Annotated in this window: 23 protein-coding genes and 1 pseudogene; 12 read left to right on the top strand and 12 right to left on the bottom strand. The window is 66.7% G+C overall.

Annotation, left to right across the window (positions count from 1 at the left end; genetic code table 11):
* Window positions 1-89: 89 nt before the first annotated feature.
* The 5 genes from ACT53M_RS18955 to ACT53M_RS18935 all read right to left on the bottom strand — a co-directional run bounded on the left by ACT53M_RS18955 (window position 90) and on the right by ACT53M_RS18935 (window position 7,509).
* The gene (locus ACT53M_RS18955; protein WP_476235410.1) at window positions 90-1,478 is read right to left on the bottom strand and encodes a TolC family protein; all 1,389 of its coding nucleotides are present in this window, start codon (window positions 1,476-1,478) and stop codon (window positions 90-92) included.
* Window positions 1,475-2,575, bottom strand: a complete 1,101-nt coding sequence (locus ACT53M_RS18950; RefSeq protein ID WP_476235409.1) for an HlyD family secretion protein — start codon at window positions 2,573-2,575, stop codon at window positions 1,475-1,477. The genes ACT53M_RS18955 and ACT53M_RS18950 overlap by 4 nt, the downstream gene beginning before the upstream one ends.
* Window positions 2,559-4,253, bottom strand: coding sequence for an ABC transporter transmembrane domain-containing protein (locus tag ACT53M_RS18945; protein WP_476235407.1), 1,695 nt, complete (start codon window positions 4,251-4,253; stop codon window positions 2,559-2,561). Before ACT53M_RS18945 ends, ACT53M_RS18950 begins: the two co-directional genes overlap by 17 nt.
* A gap of 71 nt (window positions 4,254-4,324) precedes the next feature.
* On the bottom strand, window positions 4,325-5,269 hold the full coding sequence (locus ACT53M_RS18940; protein ID WP_476235406.1) for a hydrogen peroxide-inducible genes activator: 945 nt from the start codon (window positions 5,267-5,269) through the stop codon (window positions 4,325-4,327).
* A gap of 41 nt (window positions 5,270-5,310) precedes the next feature.
* Window positions 5,311-7,509: a TonB-dependent receptor gene (locus ACT53M_RS18935; protein ID WP_476235405.1), complete on the bottom strand. Its 2,199-nt coding sequence runs from the start codon at window positions 7,507-7,509 to the stop codon at window positions 5,311-5,313.
* Between the two features lie 156 nt (window positions 7,510-7,665).
* Between ACT53M_RS18935 and ACT53M_RS18930 the strand changes: the two genes are divergently transcribed.
* On the top strand, window positions 7,666-9,021 hold the full coding sequence (locus ACT53M_RS18930) for a sensor histidine kinase (RefSeq protein ID WP_476235404.1): 1,356 nt from the start codon (window positions 7,666-7,668) through the stop codon (window positions 9,019-9,021).
* Window positions 9,018-9,632: a response regulator gene (locus ACT53M_RS18925; RefSeq protein ID WP_476235402.1), complete on the top strand. Its 615-nt coding sequence runs from the start codon at window positions 9,018-9,020 to the stop codon at window positions 9,630-9,632. Before ACT53M_RS18930 ends, ACT53M_RS18925 begins: the two co-directional genes overlap by 4 nt.
* A 10-nt stretch (window positions 9,633-9,642) precedes the next feature.
* Here the strand turns inward: ACT53M_RS18925 and ACT53M_RS18920 are convergent, their stop codons facing one another.
* Together ACT53M_RS18920 and ACT53M_RS18915 are read right to left on the bottom strand one after the other, a co-directional pair.
* On the bottom strand, window positions 9,643-10,617 hold the full coding sequence (locus ACT53M_RS18920; protein ID WP_476235400.1) for a Gfo/Idh/MocA family protein: 975 nt from the start codon (window positions 10,615-10,617) through the stop codon (window positions 9,643-9,645).
* The gene (locus tag ACT53M_RS18915; RefSeq protein WP_476235399.1) at window positions 10,614-11,573 is read right to left on the bottom strand and encodes an MDR/zinc-dependent alcohol dehydrogenase-like family protein; all 960 of its coding nucleotides are present in this window, start codon (window positions 11,571-11,573) and stop codon (window positions 10,614-10,616) included. The genes ACT53M_RS18920 and ACT53M_RS18915 overlap by 4 nt, the downstream gene beginning before the upstream one ends.
* Before the next feature lie 47 nt (window positions 11,574-11,620).
* Between ACT53M_RS18915 and ACT53M_RS18910 the strand changes: the two genes are divergently transcribed.
* Window positions 11,621-12,145, top strand: coding sequence for a DUF1003 domain-containing protein (locus ACT53M_RS18910; RefSeq protein WP_476235398.1), 525 nt, complete (start codon window positions 11,621-11,623; stop codon window positions 12,143-12,145).
* 50 nt (window positions 12,146-12,195) lie between these two features.
* On the opposite strand, the gene ACT53M_RS18905 is transcribed toward ACT53M_RS18910, so the two are convergent.
* The 4 genes from ACT53M_RS18905 to ACT53M_RS18890 are packed head-to-tail and all read right to left on the bottom strand — an operon-like array spanning window position 12,196 to window position 15,696.
* Window positions 12,196-13,302, bottom strand: a complete 1,107-nt coding sequence (locus tag ACT53M_RS18905; RefSeq protein ID WP_476235397.1) for an inositol-3-phosphate synthase — start codon at window positions 13,300-13,302, stop codon at window positions 12,196-12,198.
* On the bottom strand, window positions 13,302-14,303 hold the full coding sequence (locus ACT53M_RS18900; RefSeq protein WP_476235396.1) for a glycosyl hydrolase: 1,002 nt from the start codon (window positions 14,301-14,303) through the stop codon (window positions 13,302-13,304). The genes ACT53M_RS18905 and ACT53M_RS18900 overlap by 1 nt, the downstream gene beginning before the upstream one ends.
* Window positions 14,300-15,112: a TIGR04290 family methyltransferase gene (locus tag ACT53M_RS18895; RefSeq protein ID WP_476235394.1), complete on the bottom strand. Its 813-nt coding sequence runs from the start codon at window positions 15,110-15,112 to the stop codon at window positions 14,300-14,302. The genes ACT53M_RS18900 and ACT53M_RS18895 overlap by 4 nt, the downstream gene beginning before the upstream one ends.
* Window positions 15,109-15,696 (bottom strand): histidine phosphatase family protein, encoded by a 588-nt coding sequence (locus ACT53M_RS18890; protein WP_476235392.1) that lies wholly within the window; start codon window positions 15,694-15,696, stop codon window positions 15,109-15,111. Before ACT53M_RS18890 ends, ACT53M_RS18895 begins: the two co-directional genes overlap by 4 nt.
* Before the next feature lie 244 nt (window positions 15,697-15,940).
* Here ACT53M_RS18890 and ACT53M_RS18885 point away from each other — a divergent pair, with 244 nt between their 5' ends.
* The 9 genes and pseudogenes from ACT53M_RS18885 (at window position 15,941) to ACT53M_RS18845 (ending at window position 25,304) form a co-directional block, all read left to right on the top strand.
* Entirely contained in the window at window positions 15,941-17,056 is a 1,116-nt protein-coding gene (locus tag ACT53M_RS18885; RefSeq protein ID WP_476235388.1) for an SDR family NAD(P)-dependent oxidoreductase, read from the top strand.
* Window positions 17,053-18,111, top strand: coding sequence for an SDR family NAD(P)-dependent oxidoreductase (locus ACT53M_RS18880; protein WP_476235386.1), 1,059 nt, complete (start codon window positions 17,053-17,055; stop codon window positions 18,109-18,111). Before ACT53M_RS18885 ends, ACT53M_RS18880 begins: the two co-directional genes overlap by 4 nt.
* Window positions 18,108-19,211: a glycosyltransferase family 4 protein gene (locus ACT53M_RS18875; RefSeq protein ID WP_476235384.1), complete on the top strand. Its 1,104-nt coding sequence runs from the start codon at window positions 18,108-18,110 to the stop codon at window positions 19,209-19,211. Before ACT53M_RS18880 ends, ACT53M_RS18875 begins: the two co-directional genes overlap by 4 nt.
* A complete protein-coding gene (locus tag ACT53M_RS18870; RefSeq protein WP_476235382.1) occupies window positions 19,208-20,467 on the top strand; it encodes a CgeB family protein in 1,260 nt (419 codons plus the stop codon). The genes ACT53M_RS18875 and ACT53M_RS18870 overlap by 4 nt, the downstream gene beginning before the upstream one ends.
* Window positions 20,464-21,552, top strand: coding sequence for a CgeB family protein (locus ACT53M_RS18865; RefSeq protein ID WP_476235380.1), 1,089 nt, complete (start codon window positions 20,464-20,466; stop codon window positions 21,550-21,552). Before ACT53M_RS18870 ends, ACT53M_RS18865 begins: the two co-directional genes overlap by 4 nt.
* Window positions 21,549-22,559 (top strand): annotated as a pseudogene (locus tag ACT53M_RS18860) (CgeB family protein); the annotation flags it as partial. The gene ACT53M_RS18865 and the pseudogene ACT53M_RS18860, both read left to right, overlap by 4 nt.
* A 72-nt stretch (window positions 22,560-22,631) precedes the next feature.
* On the top strand, window positions 22,632-23,645 hold the full coding sequence (locus ACT53M_RS18855; RefSeq protein WP_476235451.1) for a UDP-glucuronic acid decarboxylase family protein: 1,014 nt from the start codon (window positions 22,632-22,634) through the stop codon (window positions 23,643-23,645).
* A gap of 262 nt (window positions 23,646-23,907) precedes the next feature.
* The gene (locus ACT53M_RS18850) at window positions 23,908-24,528 is read left to right on the top strand and encodes an HWE histidine kinase domain-containing protein (protein ID WP_476235379.1); all 621 of its coding nucleotides are present in this window, start codon (window positions 23,908-23,910) and stop codon (window positions 24,526-24,528) included.
* A gap of 53 nt (window positions 24,529-24,581) precedes the next feature.
* Window positions 24,582-25,304 (top strand): Crp/Fnr family transcriptional regulator, encoded by a 723-nt coding sequence (locus ACT53M_RS18845; protein WP_476235377.1) that lies wholly within the window; start codon window positions 24,582-24,584, stop codon window positions 25,302-25,304.
* A 7-nt stretch (window positions 25,305-25,311) separates the two neighbouring features.
* On the opposite strand, the gene ACT53M_RS18840 is transcribed toward ACT53M_RS18845, so the two are convergent.
* On the bottom strand, window positions 25,312-25,500 hold the full coding sequence (locus ACT53M_RS18840; protein ID WP_476235376.1) for a hypothetical protein: 189 nt from the start codon (window positions 25,498-25,500) through the stop codon (window positions 25,312-25,314).
* Between the last annotated feature and the right edge of the window lie 30 nt (window positions 25,501-25,530).

Below are 25,530 nucleotides of genomic sequence, written 5' to 3'. Positions count from 1 at the left end.
GATGCGCAAATTATGAACGGCCGCTCACCGCTCCATTTTCCGATCCGCCGCTGGACTCTTCCCAAAAAGTCGACGGCAAGCCGCCGCGCTCAAAGCCCTAGCGCGGCGCGATCTGCAGTGGCGGCGGCCAGGTCGGCTCGCGCGATCAGCGCACTGAAGCGTGAATCGAGCGCCCGCAGCCGGGCGTCTGTGGCGCTTTCCTCGCGCTGGTTCATCAGGAAGAAGTCGCTGGCGCCCATGTCGAACCGGCGCTGCTCGGCCTTGGCCATCTGCGCGGCGAGCCCGGCCTCCTCCTCGGCCAGACCGGCAAGCCGCTCCGTCCCGTCAATCGCGATCGACAGACCCTTCACCTCGACGGCGATCTGTTCCTCCAGTATCCGCCAACGCACCTTCAGCCCGTCGATCTCCGCACGCGCCTCGGCGATCCGGCCGCGCGCCGCGCGCCGTTCGAGCGGCACCGAAAAGCGCAGTCCGACGATCGCCTCGGTCCCCGTCCGCGACGGACCGCCCAGTCCCTGCGGGCCAATGTCCTGGCCCAGCTCGGCGCGGGCGTCGAGCCGCGGCTTCAGCTCGTTTTCGGCCTGCGCCAGCCGGGCCAGCGACTGATCGATCCGCGCCATCAGCGTCTGGACATCGGGGCGCACCGCCGGCCCGGCCGGCTGCGGGCCTCGCCGCATTTCCGGCAGATCCTGGGGCAGTCGCTCCGCCCCTACCTGCACCGGCAGGCCATTGTCGTCGCGCAGGTAGAAGGACAGCGCATTGGCGGCATCGGCAAAGCCCTGCTCCGCGCGCGCGACCAGGGCGCGGCGGCGGACCAGATTCTGGTCGTTCTCGGTCAGCAGGATTTCAGGCCGCGACCCCAGTTGCACCTGCCTAGCCAGCTTGGCCCGGCGATCTTCAGACAGCGCGAGCAGGTCGCGATACGCCTTCAACCGCAGCCCGGCGACCACCCAGCTCTGATAGGCGCCCAGCGCGCGGCGCTGCACGCCGATTGCCACCATCTCGCGCTCCAGCCGGGCGATGTCTATATCACGCGCGGCCAGCGCCTGCTTTGTGCGGCGCTCATCGATCAACCGGTCGCGCATCAGCGAAAACACCGCGCCGACCTTCAACTCGCCGAGCTGGTTGGTATAGTCGTGATCCTCATAGGCCGGGAACCGCCCGCGCGACACGCGATAGCCGGCATAGAGACCGCCGCCATTGTCGGAAAAGGGCCGGCTCGCCTTCGCCTCGACCCGCGACCCGTCATAATAGCCAAGCGCGCGCATCTGGGCGTCGAGGTCGAACACCGTGTCGAACGCGCCATCGGCGGTCAGCGCCTTGCCTTCGGCGGCGCGTTCCTTCGCCATCGCCTCGACGATCTGCGGCGCGAAGCGGGCAGAGGAGCGCAGCACCTCGTCCAGCGTCAGCGGTTGCGCGGCGGCGACATGGGGGAGCCATGCCAGCACCATCGCGCAGAGGAGAAGCAGCCGGCTCACTTCTTCTCCTCCGTCGCATCCTTGGCCGTCTCCTCGGCCTTGCCGCTCTTGATCCCCTTGGCCACGCCTTTCACCCGACCCGCCTCGACCGGCTGGCCGAACTCAAGCGGGAAGTCGTTGAGCTGGCGCCACAGTTCATAGCCGACCGAGACGGTCTCCATCTGCACCCAGCCGCGCACCTTGGCACCCAGCCGGACAAAGCGGCCGTCGGGCCAGGGCGCCGCGCCCGGTTGCTGCTCCACCAGCACGCGGAACAGCCCCGTGGCCTGTGCCGAAGGGTCGATCGAGCGCACCCGCCCATCGAACAGGCCCTGCGCGATCGACGGCCAGCCGCTGAACTGGATCGCCGGCCATCCCTCAAACTCCAGCCGCACCCGGCGGCCGGGGCGCACCAGCGCCACGTCGCGCCCGTCGATCAGCAGCTCGACCACCCGCTCGACCGAATGTTCGGGGGCGAGCGTCGCCAGCTCGGTGCCCGGGCTGACCAGCGTCGCGCCGGCGGCGGCGTTGATCGTCTGGATACGGCCGTCGCGCGGTGCGCGGACGATCTGCACCGCCTGGCGGTTGATCGACACGTCGATGCGGTTGAGTTTGGCGCGCGCCTCGGCCAGCTTGGCCCCTTGGTCCGCAACGCGGATCTGCGCCTGTTCCAGCTCGCGGCGCGCCACCAGTCCCTCGGCCAAAAGCTCGCGCGAGCGGCGCACGTCGATGCCTGCGACGCTCTGCGCCTGGCGGATTGCCGCAATCTCAGCCTCGATCTGGGCGCGCTCGGCGGCGAGGCGCGACAGCAGATTGGGGTCGTTGTCGGTGATCTTGGCGATCGGATCGCCCTTCTTCACCTGCTGGCCGTCGGTGACGAACCAGCGCTCCACCCGCCCCGGCACCAGCGCGGTGACCGACTGGACCCGCGCCTCGGGATCGAGCGCAACCACCTGCCCACGCCCCTGCGCCGTCTGCACCCACGGGACATAGATCAGCGCGAGCACGACGATCGTAACCCCCACCACGATCATCCACGCCAGCACGCGCGCCAGCCGGGGCGGCCGCATCGCCGCCAGTGTCGGGAAGTGGCTGAGATTTTCAGCGCGAAAGGGCATGGTGATCCTCCGTTTCGGCCAGCGCCACGAGCAGCGGTTCCAGCGCGTCGAAACGCTGCTGGCGCGTGCGGCCCAGCCAGAGATAGCCGTCGCGGCGGATCGCGTCGGGCCGGCCGGTGAACAGCAGCACCGTCGTCCCCGCTTCCCGCAACGCGTCGAGCACGTCGGTCAACCGCTCGGGCGGCAACAGGTCGAACAGCGGGCTCAGCACCAGTACGCGCGGCCGGGCGAGCAGCGCATTGGCCAGCTTCAGCGCCATCAGCTCGCCGATCGACAGCGGCCAGCCCGACGCCGCGAGCAGCGTATCCATGCCGCCAGGGAGCTGCGCGATCCGCGGCTCCAGGCCAACCCGTGCCAGTGCATCGAGCTGAGCGGAGGCGAGTACACCGGGGCCGGCCAGCGCCAGATAGTCGCGGATCGTGATTTCCACGATCGTCGGGCGGTCGAGCACCACCACGTCCGACCGCAGGCGATAGACGTCGAGCGCCTCCAGATCGACGCCGCCCACCATCACCAGCCCCCGGTCGGGATCGAGGTTGCGCTTGAGCAGCAGCGACAGGCTACGGTCCATCTCGCTGGCGGCGACTGCCACCAGCTGCGCGCCTGCCTCGATCTGCAAGTCGATCCGCGCATCGCCGACACTCACGTCGCGCAGCCGCACCTCGCCGCTGGCGGGCGCCTGCGCGGCACCGCCATGATGCTCGTGCGGGATGGCGTAGAGCAACGAGACTTCCTCGGCCGCCGCAACCATGTCGTAAAAGGCGTCGAGATAGGTGCCGAGCTGTCCCAGGCCATAGAAAACACCCGACAGGATCAGCTCGGCCGCGACCAGCTGGCCGATCGACAGCTGCCCCTGCAGGATCAGCCACCCGCCCAGCGCCAGCAGCGCCGCGCTCGCCACCGCATAGAGCAGCAGCAGCGCGCAGGTCTGGGCGAAACTGTAGCGGAAATGCCGGCGATGTTCGGCGACATAGGCTGCGGTCATCCCTTCCGACCCGTCCATCGCGAAGTCGAGATGCCGGCTCGACTTGTAGAAGCCGTTTGAACTCCCCAGCCCTTCCAGCCAGCGCGCCGCCTCATGCTTGGCATGGCTGAGCGCCACGGCAGAGCGGATCGCCCCGGGCGACCAGAGCTGCCAGATCAGCAGCACGGTGAAGATCAGGACGATGTTGAAGGCCAGAAAGAACGGATGATAGAAACTGGTCACCACCAGCCCCACCACCGATTGCAGCAGGATCGTAAACCCGCCGATCACCAGGCTGGGCACCGATTTCTGCACCGTCATCAGATCGAAATAGCGGTTGAACAGGTCGCCGCGCCGCGCATCGGCAAAGAAAGGATTGCGCGCATGCACCGCACGGATGGTGATTTCGGCAACCGTACGCGCGAACATTCGCCGCTCGAACAGCGCCATCAGGTAAATGCGCAGCGTGCTGAGCACCGCGACGATCAGCAGCAGCGTGAACAGGATCAGTGCCAGCGTCAGCAGCGGCGCCGGCAGCGCGATGTTCGCCACGCTGTTGATCAGCAGCTGCACTGAAATCGGCGTAGCCAGCGACAACAGGCTGATCGCCACGCCATAGACCATGGCGATGCGCAGATAGGGTCGGTCCGGCCCCACCACTTCGCCCAGCCAGCCACGCACTTCTGCCCAGCCAATCCGCCTTTCACCTGCCACTATGCCGTACCTCCCTGCACGGCCCCTAGATGCAGACCTCAGCAAATTGGCACAATGGAGGCCAGACTATATCATCGATAGGAAATTCCTATTTCATCGACACAGTCGACAAGTTCGCTCGCCAGATGGCGATAGGCCGCGGCACGCCCCGCACCGCTGCGCCACAACAGGCCCAGTTCACGATATTGGCGTGCGCCCCGGAACGGGCGCGCCACCACGTCGCCGCCGGGGCCGATCTCCTGCCGCACATATAGTTCGGGCAGCACCGCCAGCCCCATGCCCATGCCGGCCATCTGGCGGATCGCGTCGAGGCTGGTGCCTTCATAATCGGTCAGGACGCGCGCGCCGGCCTCCGCCGCCAGCGCAATCACCTGTTCGCTCAACCGATAGCTGCGCTCGAGGATCAGCAGTTCCTGCCCTGCCAGATCCTCGGTGACGATCGCCGCGCGTTCGGCAAGCGGGTGGTCGGCCGCCATCGCCAGATGAAGCGGTTCGCGGAACAGCCGCTCGACATGCGCGCCCGGCGCCTGCAGCGGCAACTGCGCCAGGATCACGTCGAACCGCCCGGCGAGCAGCCCCTCGACCAGCGCGGCAGGCACGCTTTCACGAACATGGACGCGCAGTGCCTGATAGCGCCGGTGCAGCCGCGAGACGAGCCGCGGCAACAGATAGGCACCCATGGTAGGCGACACGCCCAGTCGGATCGTCCCCTGCAGCGCCGCCTCGCCCTGCCCGCGCAGTTCCTGCAGATCACGTACCTGCAACAGGATGCCGCGGGCGCGCTCGACCACTTCGCGCCCCAGCGGGGTCAGCAACACCCGCGCGCCGCGTTCGGCCAGCGGCCCGCCCACCGCCTCTTCCAGCAACCGAATCTGTTGCGACAGCGACGGCTGCGACACGCCCGCCGCCGCAGCAGCGCGGGTGAAGCTCCCGGCATCCGCCAGCGCCACAAGATAGCGCAGCTGGCGCAGCGTGATCTGTTTTTCGAGTTCGGCGGGGTCCTTGGCGTGTCGCATGGCGTCGCACCCTATCCGGATCGCCGCCCCACGAACAGCAATCAGAAGGTCTTGCTGACTCCCACGAAGAAGCCGCGCCGCGCCCCGTAAGAGGGCGCACCGACGCCGACGCCGGTCCCGTCGCGGATTTCATAGACATGGTCGAAGAGGTTCTGGACGTCGACATGCACGTCGAAGCCACTGTTGCCGAACTTGTGGCCCGCCGACAGGTTGAACGTCACATAGGTCGGCAGCGCGGCCCCGTTGGGAATGCCCGATCCATCCGGCAGGGTAAGGTCGCGGCGCAGGCCCGAGCCCAGGATCATGCTCGCCGAAACACGCGAACCCGCCAGCGCACCGCCGCGCCAGTTGTACGACGCGCCCGCCGATCCCGACCAGGTCTGGTCATGGTCGAGGTAGATATAGTGGTTGGCGATATAGGCGAGGTCCGCCGCCTGGAAGTTATACTCGTTCGAGACGATGTTGATGCCCTGCGCTTTTTCATAGGCGATGTTGCCATAGGCGGTGAAGCCGCCCCGGGCATAGTTGAGCGTCAGCTCGGTGCCGACGATCCGGCCGCGGGCATAGTTGAAGGGCGACAGGATGATCGGCGCGCCGAACTGGCCTTCGTCGACCAGATGCGTCGAGCGGCGGAGATAGCCGTCAAGCCCGAAGGTGAAGGCGCCGACCTTCTGCTGGAACCCGGCATCCCAATAGTTTTCGCGCTGGGCATAGGTGGTGTCGTTGGTCCGCACATTGGGCGATGCGGTGGTGTTGAACACCTGCGCCAGGTTGCTGTTGGCGATCAGCTCGAACGGCGCCGGCGCGAAATAGCGGGCATAGCCGGCGTGGAAGGTGAAGCCGGCATTGGGCGTCCACACCATGTTGACGCGCGGCGACAGCTGGCGCTCGTCGCGCGGGCCGTCATTCTCGTCAAAGCGCGCGCCATAGTTGAGCACCAGCTTCGGCGTCAGATGCCATTCGTCCTGCAAATAGACGCTGTAGGTGCGCTGGGTGATGGTGATCGCGAAAGGCAGCGACACCGGCTGCGCATTGGCAACGATGCTGCCCTGCTGCCAGCCCGCATCGGGGTTGGTGGGATCGAAGGTATCGCCCGTGGTCGGGAAGACATTGGTGTTGGTGGTGCTCTTCGACCGGTCGTTCTCGAACAGGATACCGCCGCGCAGCGTGTGGCTGTCCGACAGCTTGTAGGCGCTGTCGACCTGCAGGCCGAAGGTCGTGTCCTTCTTGTTCGCATATTGCGCCTGGCCGTTGAACAACAGTTCACCGGTATAGTCCGGCCGGTAGGTCAGCGTCGCGACGCGACCGAAGGCGGATGCCTGGAACGAGAAATCGCCGGCCGTATGCAGCCAGGAAAGCGCGCCGAAGCCAAAGGTCTGCAGCTGGCGCTCGTTCAGCTGTTCGCTGGGATAGCTGGTGACGCCGTTGACCGAAACAGGATTGCCATTCACGTCCGTCTGCCCGCCGGTCAGCCCGGTCGGGTTCGGGATCTGATAATATTGGTTGGTATAACCGCCGGTCAGCGCGATGCGGTCATTGGCGCCGAGAATGTGATCGACATAGCCGAAGCCGTTGAACTGGTCGGTCTGGTCGTGCAGCGCGCTGCGGTTGCCGTTGACGTTCTCGATGCCGAGGTCGGAATGCTTGTAGTCGCCCGAGGCGAACCAGCTCGTCGCGCCCGAACTGCCCGATAGCTGGATGCTCGGCTCCACCGTGCCGAAGCTGCCGCCATAAACGCTGACGGTGGTGCTGTCCTTCAGGCCCGACTTGGTCGTGATGTCGAGGATGCCGGCGGTGCGCAGGCCATATTGTGCGGGCAGCGTGCCGGTGACCAGGCTCATCTTGTCGACCAGGCGCGGCGAGAGCATCTGGCCGAACACCGCGATGCTTTCGGGAATGATGACGCCGTTCAGCCGATACTGGACGCCATTATGTTCGTCGCGAACGTGGAACTGGCCGAACTGGTCCTGGCTGACGCCCGGCATCTGCAGGATGATGTCCTGGATCGGCTGATTGTCGCTGCCAGGCAGATTCTGGATCGCCTGCTGGTCGATCGTATAGGTCGACGCACCCAGGGCGGGCTTGATGCTTTCCCGCGCTTCGTCGAGCCGCTTCGCGGTGATGACGATGTCGTCAGCGGGGGCTGCGCTGGTCTGCGCCAGTGCTGCGGGGGCCTGGACGCAGGCAAACATGCCGGTCGAAGCCAGGAACCAGGAACGAAACGCCCGACGCGCGATCATATAACACAACCCCTAAACTACTCTGGATTTTGGTCGGCATCGCAGTAGCTGGCGTGCCTTGCAGGAACCATGGCCGGGCTTCCCTATTTTCCCGGGAAAAGTTCCCGATCGCCTATAGAGGACTTGTGGATCGCGCGTTTGTGGTAGGGAGCCGCCATGTCGCTTCGCTTGCGGGTCATCCTGCTCGTCACGCTTGTCTGGGCGCTCAGCGTCACGCTGGGCGCGTTCCTTGTCGGCTATCAGGTGCGGCGCGAACTGGCAGCCGAACTGGAAGCAGGATTGGCCGGCGCCCGGCAGACGGCAGCCGGCGCCTTTGAGGATCTCGCCCGCTCCGACCATCCGATCCGCGACCTGCATCAACTGGTGCATACCTTCGACGGCAATCGTCATGTGGCGATGACGCTGATTGCGGCGGGCGGGCACCCGATCATGGCCTCGCAACCCGAAAGGGGCGCGGCGCCGCCGGAATGGTTCAGCAGGCTGGTGGCGGAAAAGCCGCCGTCCGTGATCCTGCCGGTGCCGATCCGGCACGACACACCGCTGGCGCTGGCACTCACGGCAACCCCCGCCCCCGATGTTCGCGCCGCCTGGGAAGAAGCATCCACGCTGGGCAAGGTGGTGACGGGCGTATCGGTGGTCGGCGGACTGTTGATCTGGCTGGCGCTCGGCGCCGGTCTTCGTCCCCTGTCGCAGCTCAGCAGCCAGTTCGAAAATCTCGGCGCGGGCGACTATTCGGCGTCCGTCGCCGAAACCGGCCCGCCGGAATTGCGCGTATTGCAGCGCGGGTTCAACGCAATGACGGCGCAGCTTTCCCTCACCATGCGCCGCAACCGCCAGTTGGGCGAACAGCTCGCACAGTTGCAGGAAGAAGAGCGCGCCGAAATTGCCCGCGACCTGCACGACGAAATCGGACCACGGCTGTTCGCGGTCAGCCTCGATGCCGCCTTGATCGCGCAGCTATGCGAAGCCGGGCGCGCAGCCGATGCCGTGCCCCGCGCACACGAGATTCGCGAGGCCGTCGCCTACATGCAGGGCCAGGTGCGCGATCTGCTCGGCTGGCTGCGCCCGGCGTCGGTGACCGAATTCGGACTGCGGGCAGCAATCGAAAATCTGGTCGCCTTCTGGTCCGCACGGCGGGGCGACATCGTGTTCGAGACGGCATTGCCGCAGGGCATGATTTGCGAAACGGCCGCAGAAGTGGCGTATCGCATTGTCCAGGAAGCACTCAGCAACGCCGTCCGTCATTCGAATCCCGGCCGCATCGCCATCACGGTCACGCGCGAGGCGGGCGACATCCTGACCGTTCGGATCGAGAATGACGGCTTGCCGGTCGCACCCGGCACGGCAACCGCCTCCAGCGGCTTCGGGCTGATCGGCATGCGCGAGCGTGTCGCCCAGCTTGGCGGCACGCTGCAATACGGGTCGGAGGGCAGCGGCTGGACCGTCGCCGCCCGATTGCCTTGTACATGTGCTACTGAACCATCATCGGAGGACGCCGGAGCGTCGCAATGAACATCCTTCTGGTCGACGATCACGCCATTGTCCGCGCCGGGCTCAGCCGCATGCTGGCGATGATCCCCGGCACCCGTATTTTCGAGGCCGCCACGGGGCGCGAAAGCCTTGCCTGTGCCCGGTCCGAAAAGCTCGACCTGATCGTGCTGGACCTCAACCTGCCCGAGCTGGGCGGGATCGAGCTGGTCGCCCGGCTGCGCCAGATCGGCTCCGTCCCCATCCTGGTCCTGTCGATGCACGACCAGCCGCTATACGTCACGCGCGCGCTCAACGCAGGCGCGCAGGGCTATATCAGCAAGAACGCGGCGCCGGACGAACTGCTCGTCGCCATCCGCAAGGTCGCGGCGGGCGGGCGCTATGTCGAACAGGACATCGCCCAGGCGCTGGCCACCCAGTCGTTCACGCCTGCGGCGACGCTCGATACGCTGGCGCCGCGCGACCTGGAGATATTGCGGCAACTGGCAGCAGGTCGAAGCCTCAGCGAGATCGCCGACATATTGGGGCTCGGCTACAAGACGATCGCCAACAATTGCAGCCTCATCAAGAGCAAGCTGGGGGTGGTGCGCACGGCCGACCTGCTGCGGATCGCCGTGGAGGCCGGGCTCTCCTGAAGCCAATGGCTCAGCGGCCGTAAATCGCGTCCAGCACCTCCGCCGATCGCTGGAAATCCAGTGCCGCCCGGTCGAAGCGAGGCGACCGCGCAAGTTGCTCCGCCCAGGCCGCCGCGGCCCGCCCTCCCCAGGCGTCGGGCGGCGCCGCAAGCTGGGCCTTGGATGTACCGTTGAACCGTTCCGCCACAAAATCGTAGAAGGATCCGCCGACATTGCGCAGCGCTGCACCGCCTTCGGTGCCATAGAACGCCGCCGCGATTTCCGCCTCCACCCCGGCATGGAGCCGCCACGAACAGGCCAGCCGGACATCGGTATTGCCCGCCCGGAAGGCGGCGGTGGCATAGTCCTCCACCTGCATCGGTGCCAGCGGCGCGCCCTGCTTGCGCAGCGAGGCCGTCACGCCTTGTACCGCCGGGAAGCCTAGCGTCCACAGTGCCAGATCGACGAGATGCACACCCAGATCGATCACGCAGCCGCCGCCCGACTGGGCGGGGTCGTAAAACCAGGGTTTGTCCGGCCCATAGGCGTTGTAAAACACCAGATCGACCGCGAACACCCGGCCCAACGCTCCGCCCTGCACCAGATCGCGGACCGCCTGCATGCCCGCCGTATGCCGATAGGACAGATCGACCCCGAGCAGCCGGTCGGCCGCGCGCGCCGCGGCGATCACCGCCGCCACTTCCGCAGCCGTCCGTCCCAGCGGCTTCTGGCAGAATACCGCGGCGCCAGCCTCCAGGGCGCGGATGCTCTGTTCGGCGTGAAGCGCGCTCGGCGTGGCGATCACCACCCCGTCGAGCCCCAGCGCCAGCATCGCCTCCAGCCCCTCGACCCGACGGGCGTGCGGCGCCAGCGCCTGCGCCGCCCCCGCGCAATCGTCCGACGGATCGGCGAATGCAGCCGCCTCGACCGCGCCAGTCGCCAGCATCGCCTCCATCCGGTGCCGGCCGATCCAGCCGGTGCCGAGAAACCCGATCTGCGGTGTCATCGCAGCATCACCAGCGCCTTTACGAAATGGTCGGGCTTGTCGCGCGTCGCCCGCAATGCCTCGCCGAGTTCCTCCAGCGGATAGCGGTGGGTGTAGAGCGGCGCGGGATCGAACCGCCCGCTCGCCACGGCTTCCACTGCCTCGCGCAGTCCCTGCATCTGCACATCGGGATCGCGCTCATGGGCGTTGATGACGTCGATGCCCTTCCAATTCCAGTTCTGCATATTCACCTGGCGCGGCCCGTCCTGATGATAGCCCGCCACCACCAGCCGCCCGCCAAACCCGACCAGCTCGCCCGCCAGATCAAGCGGCCATTGCTTGCCAACCGCCTCGATCACTCGCGCGCACATGGCGCCGCCGGTCAGCGCCTTGACCGCATCGATAATCGCATAATGGTCGTGCATCGGGATCGTCTCGGCAGCGCCATAATGGCGCGCGAGATCGAGCGATTCCTGCCGCCGCGAAATGGCGATCACCCGCGCGCCCGCGTCGCTCGCCAGTTTCGTCAGCACTGCACCCAGAAAGCCGATACCGATGATCGCGACCGTCTGGCCGGGGCGAATGTCGCTGCGACGAAAGATGTTGAACGCGCAGCCCAGCGGTTCGCCGGGAAAGGGCTGACCCGACAGCGTATCGGGCAGCTTCACCACCCGATCGGCGGGGGAAACATCATAATCGGCGAAGCTGTGGTACGACAGCGTCGCCACCCGATCCCCCGGTTCAAGCGTGGTAACGCCTTCCCCGACCACGTCGACTTCGCCCCAGCCTTCATGTCCCAGCCCACCTGCGTCGCCGGGGTAGTGGCTCCAGGGCTGGCCCTGCCACGGCTCGACATTGGAGGCGCAGACGCCGCAACCCTCCAGCCGGATGCGAACCTCGCCGGGGCCGGGGCTCGGCAGCGCCGCGGTTTCGATCCTGACGGCCTCCGGCCCCACCAGCACGGCAGCGCGCATCATGCGCGCTCCCCCGGCAACCTTCTGTAAGTGCGGCAGGTTCTTGCGCGATGACCGAAGCACGCCGTGGCATGGGCGCGACGCTGCGCCAGAATATCGAGGAACTCACGGCCCGGCAGCGCGCCGACGCCGAACGCGCGCCGCTGAGCGACAAGCTGGCAGACCGGATCACCCGTTTCACGGGTTCGATGACGTTCGTGCTGTTGCATCTGGCTCTCTTCGCTGTCTGGATTCTGGTAAATCTGGGGGTGCTGCCGCTGCTGCCGCGGTTCGACCCGACCTTTGTGGTGCTGGCGATGTTCGCGTCGGTGGAGGCGATTTTCCTCTCGACCTTCGTGCTGATCAGCCAGAACCGCATGGCCGCGATTGCCGACCGTCGCGCCGATCTGGACCTGCACGTCAGCCTGCTGACCGAGCACGAACTGACCAAGCTCGCGCGGCTGGTGGAGCGGATTGCGGGTCGGCTTGGAGTCCCTGCCGACGAGCCCGGCTTCGAGGAAATCCGGACCGACGTGGAGCCGGTCGCGGTGCTCGATGCGCTGGACAAGAGCCGGAAGGAGAAGGGAATCGATTGAGTTGACGCTCCCCTCCCGCTTGCGGGAGGGGAACCAGCCCTGCCCGCACCTCACGCTCCCGCAACGAACGCTTCCATCGCCGCATGCGCCGCATCGTCCGGCATCTGCTGCGGCGGGTGTTTGCAGAACCATGCCGCCGCCGGAACGATCGCCCCGCCCAGCCCGCGGTCCCGCGCGAGCTTGGCGCAGCGGATCATGTCGATTGCCACGCCGGCACTGTTCGGACTGTCTTCCACCGACAGGCGCAGTTCCAAATTCATCGGCACGCCGCCGAACAACTGCCCCTCCATCCTGAGGAAGCAGACCTTGTTGTCATTCTGCCACGCGACATAGTCGCTGGGGCCGACATGGATGTCTACATCCTCCAGCCGCGTCGCCGCAACCGATTGCACCGCCTCCGTCTTCGACTCCTTCTTCGACTTCAGCCGCGCGCGGTTGAGCATGTTCAGGAAGTCCGTGTTGCCACCGGTATTGAGCTGGTAGGTCCGCTCCAGCTTCACGCCGCGCTTCGCAAAAAGGTCGGTCAGCACGCGGTGGACGATGGTGGCACCCAGTTGCGCCTTGATGTCGTCGCCGATCAGCGGCACGCCAGCGCCCGCGAAACGCGCTGCCCAGGCCGGGTCGCTGGCGATGAACACCGGGATCGCGTTCACGAACGCAACCCCCGCCTCCAGCGCACATTCGGCATAAAACTCCGTCGCCGCCTGCGATCCAACCGGCAGATAGTTGACCAGCACATCGGCCTGGCTCTCGCGCAGTACCGCCACCACCGCGCCGCGGTCAGGCTCCGGCGCATCGGCGCGCACAAAGGTACGGTCCTCCGGATAATCGGCCATATGCTCGGCCAGTCCGTCGAGCACCTGGCCCATCCGTACCTTCACGCCGGTGCGGCGCACGGTGTCGCAGAAAATGACCGTGTTGTTGGGCCGGGCGAAGATCGCCTCCGCTACATCGCGCCCCACCTTGCGGGCATCGACATCCCAGGCGGCAACCACCCGGATGTCGCCGGGAGCATAGCCGCCCAGATCGGCGTGCATCAGCCCCACCATGTCGTTGGCACCGGCACGATATTGCGCGATCCCCTGCACCAGCGAACTGGCGCAATTGCCCACCCCCACGAGGGCGAGATTGATTCCATGGCGATCGGGAGAGAGCATCAGGCGGACCTCCTCTCGGCGGCGAGACGCTCGTCGCGGTTGAACAGCAGCGGGTTGAGATCGGATTGGCTGGCGGCCAGGGAGACGGCAGGCTCCGGCGCCGCCAGCGTGGCGGTGCCCGCATAGCGATCGACCATCCAGGCGCAGAAATCGGCAAAGGCCTGCGGGTCGCGCGCCGGGCTGGTGTGGTGCGGCGCCAGCCCCAGATGCGCCGGCGTGAAGCAGAACGTGACGGTGACGTCGAAGTCGGCAAGCGCCTCCATCTGCCGGTCGAACCAGTCGAGCGCGCCTTCGCGGAAACTGTCGGCCCAGCTCAGCCCGGTACGTATGCGCTTCGTCCCCAGCCGCTTCATCCACGCCGCCGCCTCGTCCAGGCGCGGGTCATGGAAATGGAACCACTGCATCAGCCCGATCTCGGCGGCGTGCTGCGCATAAATGTCGAGCGCGGGCTTGGGCGTGCCGTCTTCGCGGATCAGCCCAAGATAGAAATGCCGGTAGTAGGAAGAGCCCTCGGCCTCGCGGTGACGCGTCTCGGCACCCCAGCTCGCCGGCAAGTCGAACAGCGAGTACCAGAAGATGCGCTCGACCCGCCCGCGCAGCAATTCGACGGTGCGCTCAAGGCCGAATGCCTGCACTTCCTCTGCCCCGAACGAACTGACCCCAACTTCGGTGACCCAGACCGGCTTGTCCGTGACTGCCTGGATTTCGGCGATCTTGTCGGGCCAGGCGGAGAGCGGCCACAGGTTCCAGTCGAGCGGAAAGCCATGCACCGCCACGACATCCACGGCGTCCAGCGCGCCGTGCCCCTCCATGCGCCGCAACCAGTGCGGGTCGATCGGCGACATGCCGCCCAGCACGCGCGGCAGGCGCGGATTTACCGCGCGGATCGCGTTGCCGGCGGCGATGACATGGTCTGCAAACAGCCGCCAGTCGGGGTCGAGGGCGACATCCCAATGCGATTTGTTGTTGGGCTCGTTCCAGAGCATCGCCGCGTCGATCATGCAGCGCCTCCCCGGGCCGGGTACACTGCGGCGGGGCCATATTCGCCGAACGGCACCTCGGCGATGCGGCAGAGATAGACTTCGGACTCGGGATGCGCCTCGATCGTAAAGCCTGCGGCGCGGAGCATCGCCTGGCTGGCGGCGGCATTGGGTGCCCACCAGTTCGTCCAGTCGCTCGCGAAATGGCGCTCGATGAAATGCAGCCTGGGATAGCCGGGATTGTCGAAATAGGTCGGCGGCCGGTGCGTCCCGGGAATGTGGAAGGGGTGATCGTCCGGCACCAGCACGACGTCGTCCGATCCCTGCTGCATCGTCTGGAACAGCAGCATGTCGCCGGCGACATGCTCGCGGATCAGGTCCAGCGCGAGCAGCGGATGGCGCAGATGGTACAGCACGCCCATGAAGATCACGAGATCGAAGCGGCGCCCAAGCCTGGCGACATCATAGACCGAGCATTGCTCGAACCGGACATCTTCGAACCCCAGCGCCTCTGCGGCAAAGCGGGCTTGCGCCAGATAGCGCTCGTCGCTGTCGATACCGAGCACTTCGCCCGCGCCGCGCCGCTTCATCTCAAAGCTGTAAAAGCCGGCGTTGCACCCGATATCGAGCACGGACCGCCCCTCCAGATCGGCCGGCAGCGCATCGGCGAAGCGCGCGAACTTGAAGGCGGGATAGTCGCCGAGAAAATGGTCGGGCGCCGTCTCCACGCCGTGAATGCAGATATTCTGGAACCATGGCCCCAGCGCCTCGATCTCGGCGCGCAGGCTTTTGTCGGCGGGGGCAGCCCGCGCGGCAGTGATGTTTCTCATTCCGATCCCTCGTTGAGCTTGAGCAGGCGCGCACCCCAGTTGCCGACCAGCAGGGTGCTGACCGATCCGGGGTCGACATCGAAGGCGAGCAGCCGGTCTAGCCCCAGCCCCAGATAATGGGCGATGACGCCACGGATGACGTCGCAGTGGCTGACGCAGAGCAAGGTGCCCTGCCATCCGCGGCGCGCGAGCCCATCGATATGGGTCACCGCACGCGCAGTCGCCTCCGCCATGCTTTCACCACCGGGAGGTCGGGCAGTGGCCCGAAGGCGGTTCCACTTCACCCAGTCGGGATCGCCCTCGAGCTGCGAAAAACTGCGCCTGGTCCAGGTACCGAAATCGATCTCGTCCAGCGCGGCGACCGTCTGGACGCTGAGCCCGATACGTTCGGCGATGATCTGCGCCGTCTCGCGCGCGCGCTGCTGTGGATCGCGGCGACTGGTCCATCGCGCCCGAAGCGTTGCCAGCCATTTCGCCTGCGCCCACCCCTCTACGGTGAGCGGCGCATCGTCGGTCCGGCCGCTCAGGCGCTGCCCGACATCGCCGTGCGCGCCATGGCGGACCAGATGCACCCGCGCGGTCATTCTGACCGGTCCCTATCGAAAAGCTTCAACATAGATGCTGGCGAAACGACCGCTGCAGCAAATCAGTTCCAATTAACTTAAATCATCATCTTTAATGCGCAAATATATTCACCGCGCCAATTTTGGCGATTACGGAACAAGATGAAGAAGAAGTTGTTCGTTCCACGCCAAAGATCAGCAACCCATACATGTCATCACAAATATTGTACTTACACAGGTTAATATTCACGATGGAGCAAAGCGAATGAACGAGAGGGTGCTGGTCACGGGCGGCGCGGGGTTTATCGGCCGCCGGGTTTGCGCCGAACTGCTGCGGCGGGGTCACAAGGTTCGCGTGCTGGATTCGCTGCTCGAACAGGTCCACGGCGTGAGCGGCCGTCCGGCTGATCTCGATGCGGAAGTCGAACTGATCCATGCCGATGTTCGCGACGGCGATGCAGTCGCGCAGGCGCTGGATGGAGTGGACAGCGTCATCCATCTCGCCGCTGAAGTCGGCGTCGGCCAGTCGATGTACGAAGTCGAACGCTATACCTCCGCCAACGATGTCGGCACGGCGGTGCTGTTCGAGCGATTGATCGACCGGCCCGTGCGGCGCGTCGTTACCGCCTCCTCGATGAGCATCTATGGCGAGGGCCTGTACCGCGATGCCGACGGCGCGCTGGTCGAAACCGCCGAGCGGGGGATCGTGCGCGATCGCCAGCGCGAATGGAACCCGCTCGACGCGCAGGGGCGCCCGCTCACCCCCGTCGCCACCCCCGAATGGAAGCGCCCCAGCCTCGCCTCGATCTATGCGCTCGGCAAATATGTGCAGGAACGCACCACGCACATCATGGGCGCACCCTATGGCATCGAAAGCGTGTGCCTGCGGCTGTTCAACGTCTATGGCCCCGGCCAGGCGCTGTCGAACCCCTATACCGGCGTGCTGGCGATCTTCGCCTCGCGGCTGCTCAACGGCCAGCGACCGATGATCTTCGAGGATGGCGAGCAGCGGCGCGACTTCGTCCATGTCGAAGATGTCGCGCGCGCCTTTGCCGATGCGCTGGTGCTGCCCGAGGCTGCGGGCCAAACGTTCAACATCGGATCGGGTGAGAACCGGTCGGTGACGCAGGTGGCCGAGGCGCTGGCCCGCGCGATGGGCCGAAACGACGCTGCGCCGGAAATCCTGGGCAAGGCCCGCATCGGCGACATTCGCCACTGTTTTTGCGACACCAGCCTCGCGCGCGAGAAACTGGGCTTCGAGGCGCGGCAGGATTTCGAGGCCGGCCTTGCCGAACTGGCCGAATGGGTGCAGCGGCAAACCGCCGAGGACCGCGTAGGCCAGGCGCGCGCCGAGCTGGAAAAGCGGGGGCTGGTCGCATGAGCCGGCCGATCCTGATCACCGGCGGGGCGGGGTTCATCGGCGCCAATCTGGCCGACCGCCTGGCGCAATCGGGCGAGACGGTGGTGATCTACGACGCGCTCCGCCGACCGGGCGTGGAGCGCAACCTCGCCTGGCTGCGCGACCGGCACGGCGGGCGCATCCAGGCGGTCGTCGCCGATGTCCGCGATACCGCACTGCTCACCGAGACGGTGCAGCACGCGCGCGCAGTGTTCCACTTCGCCGCACAGGTCGCGGTGACCACCAGCCTCGTCGACCCGCGCGAGGATTTCGAGGTGAATATCGGCGCCACCTTCGCGCTGCTCGAGGCCGCCCGGCGCGCCCGCACCCCGCCTCCGGTGATTTTCGCATCGACCAACAAGGTCTATGGCGACCTTGCCGATCTGGATTTCGCCCTGACCGAGCGCGGCTATCAGCCCGTGGACCCCGCAGTGCGCGATCATGGCATCGGCGAAGCACGCTCGCTCGATTTCCACACGCCCTATGGCTGCTCCAAGGGCGCCGCCGACCAATATGTGCTCGATTACGCGCGCAGCTATGGCCTGCCCACCGCCGTGCTGCGGATGAGTTGCATTTATGGCGAGCGGCAGATGGGCACCGAGGATCAGGGCTGGGTCGCCCATTTCCTGATCCGCGCGCTGCAAGGCGAAACGATCACGCTCTATGGCGACGGCCAGCAGGTGCGCGACATATTGGAAGTGTCGGACGCCGTGGACGCCTATCTGGCGACATGGCGGCGCATCGACCGCGTCGCCGGACGCGCCTTCAATCTTGGTGGCGGCCCCGACAATGCCGTCAGCCTGCACATGCTGCTGGACCATATCGCGGCGTTGACCGGCCGGCCGGTGGACCTCCATTTCGACGACTGGCGGGCGGGCGATCAACGCTATTTCGTTGCCGATACAAGGCTGGCGCAGGCGGCGCTCGGCCTGGCGAGGCCGACGCCGTGGCGAGAGGGCGTCGCAAGGCTCGCACACTGGCTGGCCGAAGAACGCGGGATCGCAATCGATACCAATGCCGAAGTGGCCGCGCTGTGAGGCTGTTGCTGACTGCGGACTCCGTAGGTGGCGTCTGGCACTATGCGCTCGATCTGGCGCAGGGGCTGGCCGCGCACGGCGTAGAGACAATCCTTGCCCATCTGGGGCCAGCCCCCGCAGCGGACCAGCGCGCGGCGGCACAGGCGATCGACGGGCTGAAGCTGATCGAAACCGGGCTGCCGCTCGACTGGCTGGTTGACGGACCCGCACCGGTGCTGGCTGCCGGAGAGGCCATTGCCGGGCTGGCCGCTTCGCATCGTATCGATCTGGTCCAGCTCAACATGCCCACCTTGGCCGCCGCTGCGCCGCCGGGCGTCCCCGTCCTGGCGGTAACGCATGGCTGTGTCTCGACCTGGTGGCAGCATGGCCGGCCGGGCGAACCGCTCGATCCGCAATTCCGCTGGCACCGCGCGCTGATGTCGGAAGGGCTGCACGCCGCCGATCAGGTGGTAGCGCCGTCGGCTGGTTATGCCCGGTTCGTGGCGCGCCATTATGGTCTGCGCCGCACACCGACGGTCGTCCATAATGGCCGCGCGCCGCTGGTCGAGCCGATGGGCGCACCGGTGCAGGACTGCGTGCTGACCGTCGGCCGGCTGTGGGATTCGGTGAAAGGCGCAGCGCTGCTCGATCAGGTCGCAGCGGCGCTGTCGGTGCCCTTCCACGCCGCCGGCGCCGTGCGAGGCCCGCATGGCGAGACGATCACGCTCGACCATCTCCACCTGCTCGGCGAGCTGGCCCCGGGCACGCTCGCGCGCCATCTTGCCGCGCGGCCGGTGTTCGTCTCGGCCGCGAGCTTCGAGCCGTTCGGGCTGGCAGTGCTGGAGGCCGCCGCCGCCGGCTGCGCGCTGGTGCTGGCCGACATCCCCGTGTTCCGCGAACTGTGGGACGATACCGCCCTGTTCGTCCCCCCGCGCCATGCCCCCGCATATCAGGGCGCCATAGAGCAGCTGATCGGCGACGTGGCGCTCCGTCGCCAGCTGGGCGACGCCGCGGCTGCCCGGGCGCAGCGCTACACCCCCGCTCGCATGGCCGACGCCATGCTCGCCCTCTACCGCCAGTGCCTCACGGGGCGCGCAGACGCCGGAAAAGTCGCCGCATGAAGATCGTCTATTTCACCCATTCGCTTGCCTCGTGCTGGAATCACGGCAACGCCCATTTTCTGCGCGGCGTGCTGAGCGAACTGGTCGCGCGCGGCCATGACGTGCAGGTTTGGGAGCCGGAGGACGCCTGGAGCCTCGCCAACCTGCTCGCCGACCATGGCGAGGCGGGCCTCGCTCCCTATCGCAGCGCCTATCCCGAGCTGCGCTCCGCCACCTACACCAGCAAGTGCAATCCGGCCGCGATGATCGGCGATGCCGATCTAGTGATCGTGCACGAATGGAATGATCCGAAGCTGGTATCGCGGATCGGCCAGGCGCGGGCGATGGGCGGCCGCTTCACCCTGTTGTTCCACGACACCCACCACCGCGCGGTTTCCGAACCCGAGGCGATGCGCGCCTATGATCTGGGCGATTATGACGGCGTGCTGGCGTTCGGCGAGGCGCTGGCGGCCGTCTATCGCGGCTGGGGCTGGGGCAATCGCGTCTGGGTGTGGCACGAAGCCGCCGACCTGCGCCGCTTCCAGCCGCCTGCGCACGAGGTCACGCGGGAGGGGCTGGTCTGGATCGGCAACTGGGGCGATGGCGAACGCACCGAGGAACTGGAGCGCTTCCTGTTCCGTCCTGCCGCCGAAGCGGGGCTGCCGCTTGACATCTATGGTGTGCGCTATCCGGAGGAAGCCCGGGCGATGCTCGCCCGGTATGGGGCGCACTATCATGGCTGGGCCGCCAATGTCCGCGCGCCCGAGATTTTCGCACGGGCGCTTGCGACAGTGCATGTGCCGCGGCGCTATTATACGACGATCCTGCCCGGCATCCCGACGATCCGGGTGTTCGAGGCGCTGGCCTGCGGCATCCCGCTGGTGTCCGCGCCGTGGGACGATGCGGAGCATCTGTTCCGCCCCGGCACCGACTATCTGGTCGCCCGCGACGGCGCGGAGATGGCGCGGCACCTCCACGCGATCCGCGAGGATGCGGGGCTGCGCGCCGCGCTGGTCGCGCACGGGCTTGAGACGATCCGCACCCGGCATAGCTGCGCGCATCGGGTCGACGAACTGCTGTCGATCGTTGAAGACCTGAAGACTCCCCTCCCGCTTGCGGGAGGGGTTGGGGGAGGGATCGACGTGGAGGCTCTTTCCCCGCCGCACTCCCCAGCGCAACGTCCCTCCCCTCCCCCGACCCCTCCCGCAAGCGCGAGGGGAGCGCAGACGACAGGTGCCGCGGACCTGACCACCCTGAAAACCAAGGATGCCGCATGAAGATCGCCTTCTACGGATCGAGCCTGCTCTCCTCCTACTGGAACGGCGCGGCGACCTATTATCGCGGCATCCTGAAGGCGCTGGCGGCGCGCGGCTATGACATCAGCTTCTACGAACCCGACGCCTTCGACCGCCAGCAGCATCGCGACATCGACCCGCCGAGCTGGGCGAGGGTCGTCGTCTATCCGGCGACCGAGGAAGGCCTGCGCAGCGTGCTGGCCGAGGCCGGCGATGCCGATGTCGTGGTGAAGGCGAGCGGCGTCGGCGTGTTCGACCGCGAACTGATCGAGGCGCTGCGCACCGCGCCGCGCGCCGATGCGCTGCGCATATTCTGGGACGTCGATGCCGCCGCCACGCTCGACGAGATGCGCGCCGATCCCGCCCATCCGGTCCGCGCGATGCTGCCGGACATCGACCTGGTGCTCACCTATGGCGGCGGCCCGCCGGTGATCGACGCCTATAGGACGATGGGCGCGCGGACCTGCATCCCGGTCTACAACGCGCTCGACCCGGAGACGCACCACCCCGCCCCCGCCGATCCGCGCTTTGCGGCCGATCTCGCGCTGCTCGCCAACCGCCTGCCCGACCGCGAGGCGCGGATCGAGGAATTCTTCCTCCGCGCCGCCGCGCTGACGCCCGACCGCCACTTCCTGCTCGGCGGCAATGGCTGGCCCGACAAGGCGATGCCGGAGAATGTCCGCGCGATCGGCCATGTCGGCACCGCCGATCACAATGCGTTCAACTGCACGCCGCAGGCGGTGCTGAACGTGGCGCGCGATTCGATGGCGGCGATCGGCTTTTCCCCCGCGACCCGAGTGTTCGAGGCCGCCGGCGCCGCCGCCTGCCTGATCACCGACGCCTGGGAAGGCATCGAACTGTTCCTGAAGCCCGACAGCGAAGTGCTGGTCGCGCGCGACGGGCAGGATGTCGCCGAGCATCTGGCGGCGCTCACCCCCGAGCGCGCCCGCGCGATCGGCGAAGCGGCGCGCGCCCGGGTGATGGCCGAGCACAGCTATGACCTGCGCGGCGCCCAGATCGACGCGATCCTGAAATCCCACCAGCCCCGCGAAAGGAAAGCCGCATGAAGCTGATCGTCCTCGGCCTCAGCCTGGGCTCTTCCTGGGGCAATGGCCATGCCACCACCTTTCGCGCGCTGCTCCGCGCCTTCGCCGCGCGCGGGCACGAGGTGCTGTTCCTCGAACGCGAAGTGCCCTGGTATGCCTGCGCGCATCGCGACCTGCGCGATCCCGACTATTGCACGCTGGCCTATTACCGCACGCTCGCCGATCTCGACGGCTGGCGGGCGGAGACTGCGGGCGCCGACGCGGTGATCGTCGGCTCCTATGTGTCCGACGGGATCGATGTAGGCGCCTTCGTCCAGCGCACCGCGCGCGGCGTCACCGCCTTTTACGATATCGACACGCCGGTCACGCTCGCGGCACTCGAACGCGGCGACTGCGCCTATCTGTCGCGCGCGCTGATCCCCGGCTACGACCTGTATCTCAGCTTCACCGGCGGGCCGACGCTGGACCGGATCGAACGCGCGTTCGGCAGCCCGGCCGCGCGGGCGCTCTATTGCTCGGTCGACACGGACGCCTATCGCCCGCTCCACGTGGCGAAGCGTTGGGATCTGACCTATCTCGGCACCTATAGCCCCGATCGCCAGCCGACGCTGGAACGGCTGCTGCTCGAACCCGCCCGCCGCGCGCCCGACCGGCGCTTTGCAGTGGCCGGGCCGCAATATCCCGACACGATCGACTGGCCCGCCAATGTTGAGCGGATCGAGCATCTGCCCCCGGCGGAGCATCCCGGCTTCTACTCCGCCTCGCGCATGACGCTGAACGTCACCCGCGCGGACATGATCGCGGCGGGCTGGTCGCCCTCAGTGCGGCTGTTCGAGGCGGCGGCATGCGGCACGCCGATCCTGTCCGACCGGTGGGACGGCATCGAAAGCCTGTTCGTCCCCGGAGAGGAGATATTGCTCGCCGACACCAGCAACGACGCCCTAGCCGCAATTGAACGCGACGGCGCGGCGATCGGCGCCGCCGCGCGCGCCCGGCTGCTGGCCGGCCATGCCGCCCCGCACCGGGCGGCCGAACTCGAAGCCCATCTCGAACACGCCAGGACGCGGCGGAACAGCATGCGCCGGGAGAGGAATGCCATCATGCCAGACAAGGAAAAGCCGATCACGCTGGTTGCCGGCGGTGCCGGGTTCATCGGCTCGCATCTGTGCGAAGCGCTGCTCGAACGCGGCGAGCGCGTGCTGTGCCTCGACAATCTTCAGACATCGCGCGCATCAAATCTCGATCCCTTGCGGGAACACCCGCATTTCCGGTTCGTGCGGGCGGACATTACCGACCCGCTTCCGGCCGAAATACTGGACCGGGCCGAGCAGATTGGCCGAATCTACAACCTCGCCTGCGCCGCCTCGCCGCCGCACTATCAAGCCGATCCGGAGCATACGATGCTCACCAATGTCGTCGGCACCAGCCAGTTGCTGCGGCTGGCGGAGACGGCCGGCGCGCGCTTCCTGCTCAGTTCGACCAGCGAAGTCTATGGCGACCCCGAGGTGCATCCCCAGCGCGAGGAGTATCGCGGCTGGGTCAACTGCACCGGCCCACGCGCCTGTTATGACGAAGGCAAGCGCGCTGCGGAGGCGCTGGCGTTCGACTTCGTTCGCACCGGCCGCGCAGAGGTGCGGGTGGCGCGCATCTTCAACACCTATGGCCCGCACATGCAGTGCGACGACGGGCGCGTCGTCTCCAACCTGATCTGCCAGGCGCTGTCCGGCCAGCCGCTGACCCTCTATGGCGATGGCAGTCAGACCCGCAGCTTCTGCTACGTCTCCGATCTGGTCGAAGGGCTGATGCGGCTGATGGAAAGCGACATCGACGGCAGCGAGCCGGTCAATCTGGGCAATCCGGTAGAGATTACGGTCGCCGAACTGGCCGGGCGCATCGCCGAACTGGCCGGCATCGCCGCGCCGATCGAATATCGCCCGCTGCCGGTCGACGACCCGCGCCGCCGACGCCCCGACATTGCCCGCGCCCGCACGCTGCTGGGCTGGACGCCGCAGGTGCCGCTGGGGGATGGGCTCGCACGGACCTATGCCTGGTTCGCGCAGACGCTCGCCGCCACGGAGAACACACCGGCAATGATGGAATTTGCAGCCGAATGAGGCTGCAAGGCGGGTATCTGCGCCCGCTCGACGCCCCGTATTTTTCCGTTTCCGTATTTCTCCTCTGCATCAGACCTGTCCCTTTTGCCGTAGTTTCCTCTGGAATCGCAATGCGTAAGCTTTGCTGCCGCGTTTCTGTTCTGTTGCATGTCCGGGCGGACGCAGCGCAGGCGGGTCGACCGGTCAGTACAGAGGGACGAGGCAGGGAATGGAGCAAAATGGCCGGTCTGCCTCGGCGCCCCCTGCCCCGCAGCAGGGGGATATGCAGGACCATGCCCCGTGTTCTGCGTCGACGCGGCACCAGATTCGCCAAAGCAATCAGGCGCTGCTCGCCACGGTAAGGACGGTGTTCGCGCGTACCATGGCCGCCGGCGGATCGATCGACGACATTACCGACCATTTCTTCGGGCGGCTCGATGCGCTGGCCCGCCATTTCTCCCATTATGCGGCGGATGCCCATGGCGGGTTCGATCTGGAACAGCTTGTCTGCGAGGAACTGCGCACCTTCCGCTTCGGCGATGATCCGCGCATAGCGCTTTGCGGCACCGAAATGCGCCTGACCGCAGAGGCGGCGCAGTGGCTGGGGCTGGCGCTGCACGAACTCGTCACCAACTCCATCAAGTTCGGTACACTGGGTGAAGAGCGCAGTTGCGGCCAGGTGCAGATCAGCTGGACGACCGACGATGAAGGCGGGGTATCGCTCGACTGGCAAGAAACGGGCGTGGCCGTACTCGCGCCCGCGCCGCTTCGCTACGGCTTCGGGCGACGACTTATAGAAGATATATTACCGCAGCAATTAAGCGCGACGAACCGGCTTACCATCAAGCCTGGCGGAATCAGTTGCTCGATTCGCCTGCCTGAAATCCATCTGGCCCGATATTAGCTCCTTATAGCGAGTTTCAGGCAACTTTTTGGGCGGCCGTTGCTTCGGGACAAGTGACCGCTATCCGCGCCTCATCGTCGCTATTCCACGCGACCACTGCGCGCCTGGGGCAGCTGGCTGCTCTCAGCGAGCAGGAAACAAGCGCGATCCGTGATGCTTCGCTCAACGTGCAGCGCCTGCTGCCGCTTCAGGATCTGACAGTGCAGGGTCGCCGCGCCCCGGCTCCGCTCTTGTTGCTGGACGGATGGCTGGGGCGCATACGCCTGTTCAGCGACGGCCGACGCCAGATTCTGGGTTTCTATCTGCCCGGGGACGTCATCGGCACGACCGCACATCCCGATCCGGTAGCGACCAGCACAATCACCGCGTTGACCGAAGTGTTGCTCTGCGCGGCGCCTCCAGTCCCGCCCGGTAGCAGCCTTGCGTCCGCCTATGCCACGAGCGCGGCATTCGACGAATTGTACCTGCTCCGCCAGATCGCCCGGCTCGGACGCATGAGCGCCTATGAACGGATGATCGATTGGTTCGCAGAAATTCATGAGCGGCTGTCGCTGGCAGGCCTCGCCGGCCCCGACAGCTTCGCCATGCCGCTGACGCAGGAAGTGTTGTCCGATGCGCTGGGGCTAACCAGCGTCCATATCAACCGAACCTTGCAGGCGATCCGGCGTGACGACGTGATCGAGTTGCGCAACGGCGTGGTTCGGCTGAAGGAGGACGCTCTGGTCGAGCAACGCCATGCGCGGTCGCGCTCCGCGCTGCATCTCGTCCGCGCATAGCGTCCGATCACTCTGTGCTTGCACGGATCGGTACCACCTTGGCACCCGCATCATCCAGCGCTCGCAGGCTCCGTTCATATTTCTCAGCCATTTGCCGGTGGACTCTGGCGGCATGAAGATCGTCACATTGTACCGCAAAGGCGCGTTCCCGACGGGCGCGCTCGCGGAAATAGTCTCGGTCGGTACCGCTGGCCATGGCGCGTCTCCTTACGACAAATCGCCATAG

The organism is Sphingomonas sp. DMC6 (assembly GCF_056314225.1).
Note: the sequence above shows the minus strand (reverse complement) of the source record. Positions and strands in the feature narration are given on the sequence as shown.